9 protein-coding genes are annotated in these 12,788 nt (G+C 73.2%); 5 read left to right on the top strand and 4 right to left on the bottom strand.

What is annotated here, in order from left to right:
- Positions 1-21 precede the first annotated feature (21 nt).
- Positions 22-1,530, bottom strand: a complete 1,509-nt coding sequence (locus OG393_RS29640; RefSeq protein ID WP_327378592.1) for an FUSC family protein — start codon at positions 1,528-1,530, stop codon at positions 22-24.
- A 308-nt stretch (positions 1,531-1,838) separates the two neighbouring features.
- Between OG393_RS29640 and OG393_RS29635 the strand changes: the two genes are divergently transcribed.
- Both OG393_RS29635 and OG393_RS29630 read left to right on the top strand, forming a co-directional pair.
- Positions 1,839-2,345, top strand: coding sequence for an Lrp/AsnC family transcriptional regulator (locus OG393_RS29635; protein ID WP_327377756.1), 507 nt, complete (start codon positions 1,839-1,841; stop codon positions 2,343-2,345).
- 636 nt (positions 2,346-2,981) lie between these two features.
- Positions 2,982-4,736 (top strand): serine/threonine-protein kinase, encoded by a 1,755-nt coding sequence (locus OG393_RS29630; RefSeq protein ID WP_327377755.1) that lies wholly within the window; start codon positions 2,982-2,984, stop codon positions 4,734-4,736.
- Positions 4,737-4,797: 61 nt separating this feature from the next.
- Here OG393_RS29630 and OG393_RS29625 read toward each other — a convergent pair whose 3' ends face one another.
- The 3 genes from OG393_RS29625 to OG393_RS29615 all read right to left on the bottom strand — a co-directional run bounded on the left by OG393_RS29625 (position 4,798) and on the right by OG393_RS29615 (position 9,591).
- Complete coding sequence (locus OG393_RS29625; protein ID WP_327377754.1) at positions 4,798-5,583, bottom strand: HAD-IIA family hydrolase; 786 nt, start codon at positions 5,581-5,583, stop codon at positions 4,798-4,800.
- 320 nt (positions 5,584-5,903) lie between these two features.
- Positions 5,904-8,357 carry an endo-beta-N-acetylglucosaminidase gene (locus OG393_RS29620; RefSeq protein WP_327377753.1) on the bottom strand — a complete coding sequence of 818 codons (2,454 nt, stop codon included), beginning with the start codon at positions 8,355-8,357 and terminating at the stop codon, positions 5,904-5,906.
- Positions 8,358-8,550: 193 nt separating this feature from the next.
- A complete protein-coding gene (locus OG393_RS29615; RefSeq protein ID WP_327377752.1) occupies positions 8,551-9,591 on the bottom strand; it encodes a LacI family DNA-binding transcriptional regulator in 1,041 nt (346 codons plus the stop codon).
- A gap of 123 nt (positions 9,592-9,714) precedes the next feature.
- On the opposite strand from OG393_RS29615, the gene OG393_RS29610 reads away from it, so the two are divergent.
- The 3 genes from OG393_RS29610 to OG393_RS29600 all read left to right on the top strand — a co-directional run bounded on the left by OG393_RS29610 (position 9,715) and on the right by OG393_RS29600 (position 12,783).
- Positions 9,715-10,998: an ABC transporter substrate-binding protein gene (locus tag OG393_RS29610; protein ID WP_327377751.1), complete on the top strand. Its 1,284-nt coding sequence runs from the start codon at positions 9,715-9,717 to the stop codon at positions 10,996-10,998.
- A 65-nt stretch (positions 10,999-11,063) separates the two neighbouring features.
- Positions 11,064-11,936 carry a carbohydrate ABC transporter permease gene (locus OG393_RS29605; RefSeq protein ID WP_327377750.1) on the top strand — a complete coding sequence of 291 codons (873 nt, stop codon included), beginning with the start codon at positions 11,064-11,066 and terminating at the stop codon, positions 11,934-11,936.
- A gap of 4 nt (positions 11,937-11,940) precedes the next feature.
- Positions 11,941-12,783 (top strand): carbohydrate ABC transporter permease, encoded by an 843-nt coding sequence (locus OG393_RS29600; protein WP_327377749.1) that lies wholly within the window; start codon positions 11,941-11,943, stop codon positions 12,781-12,783.
- The last annotated feature ends 5 nt before the right edge of the window (positions 12,784-12,788 follow it).

Below are 12,788 nucleotides of genomic sequence, written 5' to 3'. Positions count from 1 at the left end.
GGGGAAGGGCCCGGGGCATCGTCAGGCGGCGCGGACCAGCGGGGCGTCGGGTGAGGTGCGGAGCGGGGCCGCCAGGTCGACGAGGGCGCGCTCCAGGCCGCGGAGGTGGCCGAGGGCGGCCTCCGCGCCGGGATGGTGCGGCGGGACGGGAGCGCCGGGGCGCTCGCCGACGGACGGGCGTCCGGAGCGGCCCGGCGGCACCAGGGCGTGCACGGCCGCCTCGACCCGCCAGGAGGCCGCGGCGAGCCGGGCGTCGTGGGATGCCTCGGGGTCGGCGGCGACCGCCGAGAGGCCCCGGATCTCACGGGCGCAGTCCTCGAGCAGGGTGAGGACGTGCCGGGCGCGGGCCTTCCGCGCGCGCAGCGGGCTGAGCGGGTGCAGCAGCGGGGCGAGCGAGATCCCCGCCCGGCCGAGCAGCAGCTCCAGTTCGGCGGCGAGCGGGGCCGGATCGGCGTCCGGGTCGCCCGCGAGCCGGCGGGCCGCGACGGTGGTGCACGCGTGGACGCAGGTCACGGCCCGCTCGATCCAGGCGTTGGTGGCCGCGTGCGTGGTGACAGGCAGCAGGGCGACGCCGACGGCGGCGCCGAGGGCGCCGACCGCGGTCTCCTCGAAACGGAGCAGCAGCAGCCCGGGGTGCAGCACGCCCAGCAGGCCGTACAGGAGGCCCGCCATCACGGTGACGAAGAACATCATCCAGCTGTACGACAGCGGAGCCGTGTAGAAGATGCCGAAGACGCAGACGGCGACCAGCGCGGCCGTCGGCGCGGGTGCCCCCGCCAGTGGCAGGGCGATCAGGAAGCCCGCGGCGATACCGGTGACGGTACCGACCACCCGGCGGAAGCCGCGGACCAGCGTCTCGCCGCGCGAGGCGGTGTTGACGAAGATCCACCAGGCGGTGCCGACGGCCCAGTACCAGCGCTCATGGGAGATGAGCTGCCCGGCGGCCAGGGCGACGGCGCAGGCGACGGTGGCCTGGAACGCCTGTCGGGTGGTGGGGCGGGCGAGGCCGCTACCGGACAGCGGGGCGGGTGCGGCGGGCGGCGGGACGTGGCGCTCGACGCGCCAGACGACGAAGCGGACGGCGCCGACGGCGAGCAGGGCGAGCGTCACCGCGGTGTACAGCTCCGGCAGCTGCGCGGGCAGCGCGTGCAGGAACTGGGTGACGAAGAACATCATGAACGCGAAGATCCCGAGCGCGTGACCGCGCGGGCCCCAGCGGCGGGCGTACACCCCGGCGAAGACCACGAGCAGCCAGGAGGCGTCCCGCAGCGGAGGCACACCGTGCAGCGCGGTGGCGAGGGCGAGGACGGGGAAGCCCACCGCCGGCAGCAGGGCGGTGGTGGCCAGCTGGCGCCGGACGGTGGGGTCTCCCACGGTGAAGAGCGCGAGCAGCGCGGCCAGCCCGCCTGTGAGGGAGGCGGTCAGCGAAAGCCCCGCGAGTTCGGCCGCCGCGACGGCGAGGCCGACGCCGAGGACGGCGCGTGAGGAGACGCGCAGCCGGACCCGGCCCGGGTCCGGGGCCACGAACACCAGCCTGACCAGTCGGCGGACGGCCTCCCGGACCTTCTTCACGACGGTCGACCCGCCCCCGCTGCCGTACACACACCCTCTTCGCGTCATCTCGTGCCCCGGGCCTGCTTGTGGCCGCCCTCGGACATGGGAAAGGCGCCGCGGTCCGGTCCCGGCCTCGTCGCCGGTCCGGCGCTCGCGCGGCGCCGTCTACGTACTCGTCACCGAGGAAAGCATCCGTCGGTCAGTGGCTCAACTCGGCCACTGAGAGCTGTGCCATTGGTACAGTCATCGCGGGTAGATTTCAGCCGAAAGGGAGCCAACGGACCATGGCGGTGGACGAGCTCGACACCCGTATCCTGCGCCTCCTCCTCGAGCGGCCGCGCACCAGCGTGCGCGAGTACGCGCGGATCCTCGGAGTGGCCAGAGGCACCGTTCAGGCGCGCGTGGACCGGCTGGAGCGGGACGGGGTGATCGCCGGCACGGGACCGTTCCTGTCCCCGGCCGCGCTCGGCCACCCCGTCCTGGCTTTCGTCCACATCGAGGTCACCCAGGGACACCTGGACGAGGTGGGCGACGCGCTCGCGGCCGTACCGGAGATCGTCGAGGCGTTCTCGATCACCGGTGGCGGCGATCTTCTGACGCGTGTGGTGGCGCGGGACAACGGTCACCTGGAGGACGTGATCCAGCACCTGATCCGGTTGCCCGGCGTGGTGCGCACCCGGACGGAGATGGCGCTGCGCGAGCGGGTGCCGTACCGGCTGTTGCCGTTGGTCGAGTCGGTGGGCCGCGCGTCGGCTCGGAACGCCCGGGACCGCTCCGGGGCGACGCCCTGACGTACCGGACCGGGCGGGCCGAGGGCCCGGCGCCCGCGCGGAAATCGGGCCGCCGAAGCCCGAACGGTGTGCCCGGCGCCCGAGCCACCTGAGCGAGCCGCTGTTCCTGCGCGCCGACCACACCAACGGCACGCGTCACCTGATCCGCGACGACTACGCGGGCAGCGGCGTCGCGGACTCCGCCGTTGCCGGCCTTCGTCACGGGGGCCGCGTCCCGGCGGGAGGCCCTGCTGTGCACGGACGGCACGACGCCCGACACCGTGGGGCACGGCGGCGATCCGCACGGCGGCGGTCCGCACGGCGGCGGTCCGGAGGCCCCCTTCCTGGACGTCGTGTGGTGGGTCGACCGGGAACTCCTCCGCCACGGAGCGGAGATGACGCTGTTCCGCGACCTGTACCGGTCGGCGCACCGACCCCGCGGGACCCGGCGCACCATCGCCGCGGAAGACCGCCATACTGCTTCTCCTACAGTGCGGGACGCGGGCCGGGGGGCTCGGCGTCTCCGGCCCGGGGAACGGGGCCGGGGCCCAGTGGCCCCACCCCCGCCCGCGTGCCGGCCCGAACGGCCACGAGCCTGCGGCCGGAAGCATCGGCGGGCCCGTTCGCGAACGCCGAGGACAGGACGCGGGAGAGTACGTGAGCAGAGTGATCGACGGCCGCTTCGAGCTGGTGGAACGGCTCGGCGGGGGCGGAATGGGCACCGTGTGGCGGGCTCGTGACCTGGCGCTGCACCGCGAGGTGGCCCTGAAGGAGGTCCGCCCGCCCGACCCGGCCATGGCGGAGTACGAGCCGGAGGCCGCCCGCACGCTCCGGGAACGGGTGCTGCGCGAGGCCAGGGCCCTGGCCCGGCTCGACCACCCGAACGTGGTGACGATCCACCACATCGTGGACGGCGGCGAGGGCACGTACCCCTGGCTGGTGATGGAGCTGGTGACCGGCGGCTCGCTGCACGACCGGCTGGAGCGCGGCACCATGACGCCGTCGGAGGCGGCGCGGCTGGGCCGGGACCTGCTGTCGGCGCTGCGGGCCGCGCACGAGCGGGGCATCGAGCACCGGGACGTGAAGCCCGCCAACGTGCTGCTGCGCCCCGACGGCCGCCCCGTGCTCACGGACTTCGGGATCGCCGCCGTCCGCGAGTCGACGAACCTCACGGCCACGGGCTCCGTCATCGGTTCGCCCGACTACATGGCGCCGGAGCGGGTCAGGGGCGGTGTGGGCGGGGCCGCCGGTGACCTGTGGTCCCTGGGCATGCTCCTGTACGTCGCCGTGGAGGGCCGGCATCCGCTGCGCCGGGCCACCACCCTGGCGACACTGGCGGCCGTACTCTCCGAAGACGTACCGCCGCCCCGACAGGCCGGACCGCTCGGCACCGTGCTGGCCGCGCTGCTGGTGCGTGACCCCGCCGCGCGCCCGCGGGCCGAGGAACTCGACCGCGCGCTGTCCGCCGTCGCGGAGTCCGTCGCGCCCACCGGACACGGCATCCGCAAGGACGCGACAGCCACGCCGGCGGACCCCAGGACCGGCGGCGTGACGGGCCAGGCGGACGGCCGGGGGGCTCCCGGCGCGCCCGCCCCGGTGGCCACGTCGTTCCCTCTGGCACCGCCCGTCCCCGGACAGGCTCCGGGCGCCCTGTCCGGGCCGGCCGTGACGCCGCCTCCCCCACCCTTCCCCGCGGGTGGGACCACCCCACCGCCCTTCGCGGCAGGCGCGACCACGACCGCCGTTCCGGGTGGCCGGCGCCGGACCGGCGCGCGCCTCGGCTTCGTCCTGGCCGTGCTGCTGGCGGTGGCGCTTCCGGTCGGATACCTCAACCGGGACGGGTGGAAGGACTCCGGGGACACCGGCGCACGCGGCCCGTCCGCCGCCGCCTCGTCCCCTTCCTCCCTCGCCCCGGCACCGGACGCGCCGGCGGACACGGCCGACGACAGGACGGCGAAGACGGATCTGCTCACCGCCGAGGGCGTCAAGGACGCCGTCGCGAAGCTGAAGCCGGTCATGGGAGGCACGAAGGTCACCCGTTTCGTCGTGTATCCCGAGTACGTGATCGCCGAGGCACTCGTGGAGGGCAGCACCAAGCGCTACGACTCCTTCAGCTACCGGGGCGGGGACGTCGCCGTGCGGGAGGGCTCCGGCGGCACGGTCATGACCGGCACGGTGCCGGCCGATCTGGCGGAGTTCGACTGGGACGCCCTGCCCGAACTGCTGGAGCGGGCGGAAAAGGAGCTGGGCGTCGAGAACCCCACCAGTCGCTACCTCGTCGTGAACCCGCCGTCGACCGTCTTCAAGACCGGCGCGGGGATGAGCGTCTACCTGTCCGACGACTACGGCTCCGGCTACCTGAAGGCGGACCCCAAGGGCAAGGTCATCGCCGGCTACCCGCAGGAGAGGTGACCCGACCGGGGGCGGCGCGCGGGCCCGGCCCGTTCCGGCCGGCCGGCGGGTACCGGCCGCGTCAGCCGTGGCGGCCGAACAGACCGGGGACGTCGGCGAAGGAGTCCAGCACGTGGTCCGGGGTCCCGTCCGCCTCCCGGTGGGTCTCGGGCAGGTACTTTCCGGTCCTGACGAGGACGCCGGTGATCCCGTTGCCCTGGGCGGCGAGTACGTCCGAGACGATGTCGTCGCCCACCATGAGCGTCCGGTCCGCGGTGACCCTCAGATGGGTCAGAGCCGCGGCGAAGAAGGCGGCGGCCGGCTTGCCGGTGACGATCGCCTCGACGCGGGCCGCGCTCTCGAGTCCCAGGAGGAAGGCTCCGGTGTCGAGGTCGAGCCCGTCGGCCGTGCGCCAGTACAGGTTGCGGTGCATGGCGACGAGGCGCGCGCCGTCCCGGAGCCTGCGGAAGACCAGGTTGAGGGAGGCGTACGTGAAGCCGGCTCCCGCGCCGCCGAGGACGACGACATCGGGCGCGTCGTCCTCTCCGACGAGGCGCACGCCTTCGAGGTCCTCGCGCACGTCACCTGTGTTCAGCAGGAGACAGCGGGCCTCCGGATGGTGTTCCCTCAGGTACGCGGCGGTGGCGGCGGGCGCGGTGAGGACGTCGCGCACGGCGACGGGAAAGCCCTCCCGGGTCAGCCGCGCGGCGATCGAGGCGCGCGTCCGTGACGTGTTGTTGGTGACCAGGGCGTAGGGAACGCCCCGGTCCCGCAGGGCCTCCAGGGCCCGTACGGCACCGGGGATCGGCTTCCAGGAGACGGTGAGGACACCGTCGATGTCGATCAGGGCGGCTTCGGGGGAGTTCATGGGCCTCCGGGTCCTGCCGGTGTGAGCCGGGCGGGTCGGCCCGGCGGGTCCGCGGGAAGACCGGGCGCGGGGCCCGGCCCCGGCGCTGCGCCCTGGCACGTGCGGAGCTGCCGTCAGGAGCGGATCGCGGGCCTGTCGCGCGCACCCGCGACGCCGCGAAGGGAGCCTCCGGGGACCGGTGACGCGCGCCGTGGCCCCGCCGCCGCACGCGGTTCGACCGGGATGTCCGTTGCCCTCGGCATTCTCCTCCCTGGTACCCGTGCGTCAAGCGTGCGGCGCGCGGGCGCGCCCTGTCGGACGGAGGGCCGCCCGACAGGCTCTCAGGACCCCCACGCCTCCCACTCGTAGATCCGGGCGGCCGGGTCGGTGGTCTGGGTCGGTCTCGTCACCTCCAGACGCAGGAAGCGCGCGGTGACGCTGACCGGATGCGTCGTGACGGCGGCGGTGTTGCCGGTGACGGACGCCGCGGTGACCCACGGCTCACCGGCCGAGGCGCGTACCTTCACCGTGAAGTCCAGGGTGTTCCAGGTGTCGTTCTCGCCGCCGGCGGCGGCGTGGCGGACGACGAAGCGGTTCAGGGCCCGGACGGAACCGAGATCGACCTCCAGCCACTTGGCGCTCGTCGTCGTACACCACTTGTCGGCGTCGCCGCCCGAGACGGAGCCGTTGACCGCCTTGTCCGGGGTCTCGGCGCTGTTGCAGCTGCCGGAGGCGGTGGCGGGGCGGTTCAGCGCCAGGTTGGTCTCGGTGGCCGGGGACCAGCCGACCGAGGTGGTGGCGGCGGGCGAACGGCCGTACTCGGCGGAGACGGCCTCGACCTCGAGGGTCGTGCTGGTCTCGGTGCCGACGCGGTCCAGGCCCGGGACGAAGTACGCGTCGTTCGGGGTGGCGCCCAGGAAGGTGCGGCCGCCGGCGTCGCGCCGGTACACCTCGTAGTGGTGCACGGGCCCCGCGGGCGCCGTCCAGGACAGCCGCAGGGACTTGCGGGTGGGGCTCACGTCGGTCGCGCCGAGGACGCCGAACGCGGTCGGCGCGGCCGTGACGTCCACAGCCCCGTCGTACACGGCGATCTGGCCGACCCTCACGTCGTAGGAGGCGTCGGAACCCGATGCCCGCAGGCCGATCTGGGCGATGGTCCGTCCGGCGAACGCCGAGAGGTCGAGGGTCTTGGGTTCCCAGCCGGACGTCGTGGTGGAGCCGAGGTCCAGCGTCGTGAAGGTGGTGGGGGCGTCGGTGAAGGCGAGGGCGGCGCTGAGGCGGGTGGGGCCGGCGGCCGGGGTCCTCACGACCACGGACAGCCGGGTGTCGTCGGCCACGGGGAGCCGCGTCTGGTAGAGCCGCACGGTGTTGACGGCGTCGAGTCTGCCGGTCAGGCGTAGCGAGGAGCCGCCCTCGTAGGCGTCGGTGAAGTCGATCGAGGGGTGCAGGGCGGTCCCGTCGGACTCGACCAGCCACCGGTAGGTGGGGGGCACGTCCTGGAGCGAGAGGTTGTTCCAGCCCCCGGTGGCGACACGGACACCGGCGGAGTGGTGGAAGTCGCCCTGGCCGGCGCCGAAGGACGTGACGAAGGGCTTGGCGGTGACGGCGGACGACTCGGCGACGTAGTGCGCGAGCCCCTTCCAGGCCGAGGCGGTCGTGGTGTCCGACGGATCGCCGTGCGGGCCGTCCCAGAAGCGCGCCTCGCGGGCATGGGAGTCGGCGCGGTCCGTCGAGGAGGTGTACGTCCACTCGGGACGGTAGATGCCGAGCGAGGTGACGTGAGGCCGTCCCGGAGGGAAGACCGCGTTCCAGGGGACGGAGGTCCGGTATCCGTTCGCCTCGGTGTCGATGCCGGCGAACAGTTCGTACTCACTGCGGCCGAGGTTCCTGGCGAGGGTCCGCGAGGAGTCCAGGCCGGCGGCGTTCCAACCGAAGTCGAGGAACATCGAGTCGGAGGTGCGCCGTGTCCCTTCCTGGAGGAAGGAGTCGTTGGCGGACGTCAGGGCGTCCTGCCAGCTCACCGCGCCGGACTCGGTCATCGCGTCGTACCACATGAAGTCGACGGGGCCGAGGGCGCGCGCGTAGCGCATCTCGTCGCGCAGGTCGGTGGCGAGGGCGGCGTCGCCACCGGCGGTCTCCTGGTTGACGAACCAGCCGTCGAAGCCGTAGTAGCGGGCGACTTCGACGAGTTTGTCGGCGACGGGGAAGGTGGAGCCCGTCCTCCGGGCGAAGTCGCGGACCCACTGGATCCGGCCGCCGTAGGCGGTGGGCGGGAAGAAGACCGTGCCGTAGACCTTGACGCCGTTGCGGTGGGCGGCGTCGATGACGGTCGCGTTCGGGGCGAGGATCAGGCCCTCGCTCGCGGAGCCGCCCCAGAACACCAGCTTGTCGAGGTACTGCCAGTGCCCGAAGGCGTAGTAGTCCGGGTCGGCCGAGCCCTGTGAGGGGTTGTCCGAGGTGGGGCCGAAGGAGACCAGGCCGGTGATCCCGCCTTCGCCGGCGCGGGCGTTGGCGTTGGCCCGGAGCGCGGGATCGGAGACGCGGGTCCGCAGGGGGACCCGGGAGCGGTTGAACGGTGCGTCGGGGTCGGTGCCGGGGTCCCAGTCCAGGAGGGTGTCGGGGTGCCAGTAGGAGGCGTGGGGCTGGTCCCCGCGGGCCGGGGCCGCCGCGGAGGGTGGCGCCGGGGCGCGCGGCGGGTCCGCCGCCGCGGCGCTCGGCAAGGGGGCGAGGAGGGCGAGGCCGAGCGCGGCGGCGATCGCGGCCCGTCCCGGTGTCAGTGGAAGGTGTCGTCTCATCCGGAACTCCGGTCCAGCGGAAGGTGAGGGTGCTGGGTGTACGGGAGGTGCTGATGGTGCGGATGGCACGGGGCACGACGCCTGGTCCACGGCGTGTGCCGGTCTTCGGGCCTCAAGCGGCACACGGCGGCCCGCTCCCGGTGGGGCCGGGAGCGGGCGCGGTGTGCGGCGGCGGTCGTCTCGCCCGGGGAGGCTAAACTGTTTTAGCCGCCAGGGTCAAGGGTGGCGGCGCCGTGCTCTCACGGACCGTGAGCCGGGGGGTCGGGTTCCTGACGTCCCGCGCGGTGGCCGGATCGTCGACCAGGGCGAGCAGGGAGCGGGCGACCTGTTCCCCGAGGGCGAAGGTGTCGCGGGTGAGCGCGGTGAGCGAGGGGTGCACGATACGGGTGAGCGTCGAGTCGTCGAAGGAGACGATGGACAGCTCGCCGGGCACGTCCACTCCCATCTCGCCGGCCACGCCGAGACCGGCCACCGCCATCACGTCGTTGTCGTAGACGATCGCGGTGGGCCGCGACCTCCGGGCCAGGAGCGCCCGGGTGGCGGCCGCTCCCTCGGCGTCGCTGAAGTCGGTCGGCAGGGAGAGCGCCTCGGTGAGGCCGAGCCGTCGGGCGCTGTCCCGCACCGCGCGGATGCGGCGCTGGGTGTGCTGGAAGGCGGGCAGCCCGGCCAGGTGGGCGATCCGCCGGTGTCCGAGCGCGGCGAGGTACTCGACGATCGACACCATCGCCTCGCGGTCGTCGGCCCAGATGCACGGGAGGCGGCCGTGGCGGCCGGGGCCGCCGAGGACGGTGACGGGTACACCGAGGTGTTCCAGGACCGCGATGCGCGGGTCCCGGACCTGGAGGTCGACCAGGACGAAACCGTCCACGCGGTGTTCGGAGGTCCAGCGGCGGTAGACCTCGATCTCGGCGGCGGTGTCCTCGACGACGAGCAGCTGGAGGGCCGTGCCGTGGACGGAGAGGGCGGCCTGGAGCCCGCTGAGCAGCTGACTGAAGAACGGCTCGATCCCGATGGTCCTGGCGGGGCGGGCGAGGACGAGCCCGACGGCACCGGCCCGCGCTCCGCCGAGGGCGCGTGCGGCGCTGTGCGGGCGCCAGTTCATCTCCTCGGCGACCCGCAGGATGCGCCCCCGGGTCTCCTCGCTGACGCCGGGCCGTCCGTTCAGCGCGAAGGACACCGCCCCCTTGGACACCCCGGCCCGCCGCGCGATGTCGGCGATCGTCGGTCTGGCCACGCGCGGCCCCTTCCGTCCTGTTCCGTGCCTTGACAGCGGAGTCTAGCGGGAGCATAGTCCCCGATCGCTAGACCGGTTTAGTAGCGCTGCCTCGTCCGTCGGAACAGACCGGGAGACCTTGCGATGCGAAGAACTGACTGGATGCGGACGGCCGCCGCCGTGGCCACGGCGGCGCTGCTGGCGGGCTGCGGGCTGGGCGGCGTCGACGGCACGGACCGCGGCGTCCCCTCCGGGGGCGGTGAGATACGCGGCAGGGTCTCCCTGCAGACCTGGGCGCTGAAGCCCACGTTCACGGCGTACATGGAAGGCGTGCTCGACGCCTTCGAGAAGGAGCACCCGGGAGTCGAGGTCGAGTGGCTCGACCAGCCGGGCGAGGGGTACTCGGAGAAGGTCCTCAGCCAGGCGGCCGGCGGCACCCTGCCCGACGTGGTCAACCTGCCGCCGGACTTCGCCCTGCCCCTGGTGAAGCGCCGCCTGCTGCTCGACGTGGGCGCCGCCGACCCGAAGCTCGAGGCGGACTACGTGAAGGGCGGCACCGACGCCTACCGGTTCACCGGCCGGGAGGGTGTGTACGGCTACCCCTGGTACCTCAACACCGACGTCAACTACTGGAACGCGGACCAGCTCCGGCGGTACGGACTCGACCCGGCGAAGCCGCCGGCCGACCTGCGACAGTTGATCACGGCCGCCAGGACGGTGAAGGAGCGGTCGAACGGGTCGGTCTACCTGATGAGCCGCAAACCCGGACTCATGGACTTCGCCGGCGCCGGTGTGCCGCTGATGTCCGAGGACGGCACCCGCTTCACCTTCAACACCCCCGAGGCCGCAGCGCTGCTCGACACCTACCGGGCCGCCTTCCGCGAGGGGCTGCTCCCCCGGGACGTGCTGACCGAGACGTACGCGGGCAACACCAAGCTGTTCACCGCGGGCACCGCCGCCTGGACCACCGCCGGCGGCAACTACATCACCTCGCTGGCCACGGACAACCCGAGCCTGGCGCCCAAGGTCGTCTCCTCCCCCGCGATGGGCACGCCGCCGCTGTACGTCCAGGGGCTGTCGGTGGCGAGCCACTCCGGGAACCGCGCGACCGCGCTGGCCCTGGCCCGCTGGGTGACGAACGCCGGGAACCAGGCGGCCTTCGCCCGCCTCACCAGCGTCTTCCCCTCCACGAGGGCCTCTGCCCAGGACCCCTACTTCAGCCGGAGCGACGGCACCAACGCGGGCGACGCCAAGGTCACCGCGTTCGCCTCGCTCGCGCGGGCCACGGTGCTGGAGCCGGTCCAGGCCAACGACGCGATCAAGACGGTGATCAACCAGCAGATCGCTTTGGCCCTCAGCGGACGGACAGGGTCCCAGGAGGCCCTGGACACCGCGGTCGCCCGCGCGGACCGGATGCTCCGGGACTGAGCGCGCCGCCACCGCCCCGACCGGCCGCCCTCTCGGCAGGCCCCCGCCAGGAAGGCACCCACTCCATGACCCACCGGCGCTGGTTCACCCCGTGGCTGCTCGCCGGGCCCGCCGTCGTCTGGCTCGCCGTCTTCAACCTGTGGCCGGCCGTCAACACCGTGGTCCTGTCGTTCAGCGACGCCCGGCCTCTCGGCGGCGGCCGGTTCACCGGCCTGGAGAACTACGAACGGGCCCTCGACGACGAACAGTTGGCCGACGCCCTGGTCAACAGCATCGTCTACCTGCTGGTCTGCCTGCCGCTGCTCACCGTGCTGCCCCTGCTGTTGGCCCTCCTGGTGGAACGGAGGCTGCCGGGCATCGCGTTCTTCCGCACGGCCTTCTACACCCCGGTCGTCGCCTCGGCCGTCGTGGTCGGACTGATCTGGGGCTGGGTGCTCGACGACCGCGGTCTGGTCAACGGACTCCTCGGACAGCTCGGCCTCGCGGACCGTCCGGTCCCCTTCCTCACCGACCGCTGGCTGCTGCTGTTCAGCGCGATCGCGCTGACGGTGTGGAAGGGACTCGGCTACTACATGGTCATCTACCTGTCCGCGCTCGGGAACGTCGGACGCGAACTCCACGAGGCAGCCGCCGTCGACGGGGCCTCCGCGATCCGACGGTTCCTGCACGTCACCCTGCCGGGCGTCCGGCCCGCGATGACGCTGGTCGCCGTGCTGGTCTCGGTCTCCGCGCTGCGGGTCTTCTCCGAGTTGTACGTCCTGTCCGACGGCACCGGCGGACCGGGCGGCCGGGACATGTCGGTGGTCATGCTCATCCAGATGTACAGCCGCGGCTTCACCGGCCATCTCGGCTACGCCTCCGCGCTGAGCCTCGTCCTCTTCGTGATCACTCTGGGCCCGATGCTGCTGCTCGCCCGGCTCGACCGGAAGCCGGCCTGATCCCGTGTCCCGGACCTTCGGCGCCCCATCGGCCGGTGCGCGGACGGTGCGCTACCTCCTGCTCGCGCTGGTCCTGCTGCTCACCGTCGGCCCGTTCCTCTGGCAGTTGTCGACCTCGTTCAAGGGCCCGGGCGAGGACGTGTACGCGCGTACGCCGGACTTCCTGCCCCGGGAGCCGACGTTCGCCAACTACGCCGACGTCGCCGACACCGTCCCCGTCTGGACGTATGCCGCCAACTCCCTGGTGGTGGCCTCGGTGGCGGTCGTCGGCAACGTGGTGGGCGCCACCCTCGCCGGCTTCGCCCTGTCCCGGCTGCGCTTCCGCGGGGCACGGTGGCTGCTCGGCCTCTTCCTGGCCACGCTCGTCCTGCCCGGCGAGGTCACCCTGGTCTCCCAGTACGTGACCGTCCGCGGGATGGGGCTGTCCGACACCCTGCTCGGCGTGGCCCTGCCCGGAGCGATCGCCATGCTCAACGTCCTGCTGATGTACACCGCCTTCCGGGCCGTTCCGCCGGAGCTTGACGCCGCCGCCCTGATCGACGGAGCCAACGTCCCGCAGCGCCTGATCCATGTGGGGCTGCCGAACGTACGGGGCATGCTCAGTGTGGTCGTGATCTTCACCTTCATCGGCGCCTGGGACGACTTCCTGTGGCCCCTCATCGTCCTCAACGACCCCGAGCACTACACCCTCACCGTCGGACTGCGCTATCTCGACGGGACGTTCACCGCCAATCCGCGGCTCATCGCCGCCGGCACCATGATCGCCTTCCTGCCCGTCGTCGCCGTGTTCGCCGTGCTCCAGCGGTTCTTCTTCAAGGGCGTCGAAGAAGGCGCGGTCAAGGGATGACCTCC

Source organism: Streptomyces sp. NBC_01216, assembly GCF_035994945.1.
GTDB lineage: Bacteria > Actinomycetota > Actinomycetes > Streptomycetales > Streptomycetaceae > Streptomyces.
Note: the sequence above shows the minus strand (reverse complement) of the source record. Positions and strands in the feature narration are given on the sequence as shown.

What these genes read in the sequence shown, in the direction of transcription:
- OG393_RS29605 (WP_327377750.1), top strand. Translation starts at nt 11,064, where the DNA reads ATGACCCACCGGCGCTGGTTCACCCCGTGGCTGCTCGCCGGGCCCGCC.
- OG393_RS29635 (WP_327377756.1), top strand. Translation starts at nt 1,839, where the DNA reads ATGGCGGTGGACGAGCTCGACACCCGTATCCTGCGCCTCCTCCTCGAG.
- OG393_RS29610 (WP_327377751.1), top strand. Translation starts at nt 9,715, where the DNA reads ATGCGAAGAACTGACTGGATGCGGACGGCCGCCGCCGTGGCCACGGCG.
- OG393_RS29625 (WP_327377754.1), bottom strand. Translation starts at nt 5,583, where the DNA reads ATGAACTCCCCCGAAGCCGCCCTGATCGACATCGACGGTGTCCTCACC.
- OG393_RS29620 (WP_327377753.1), bottom strand. Translation starts at nt 8,357, where the DNA reads ATGAGACGACACCTTCCACTGACACCGGGACGGGCCGCGATCGCCGCC.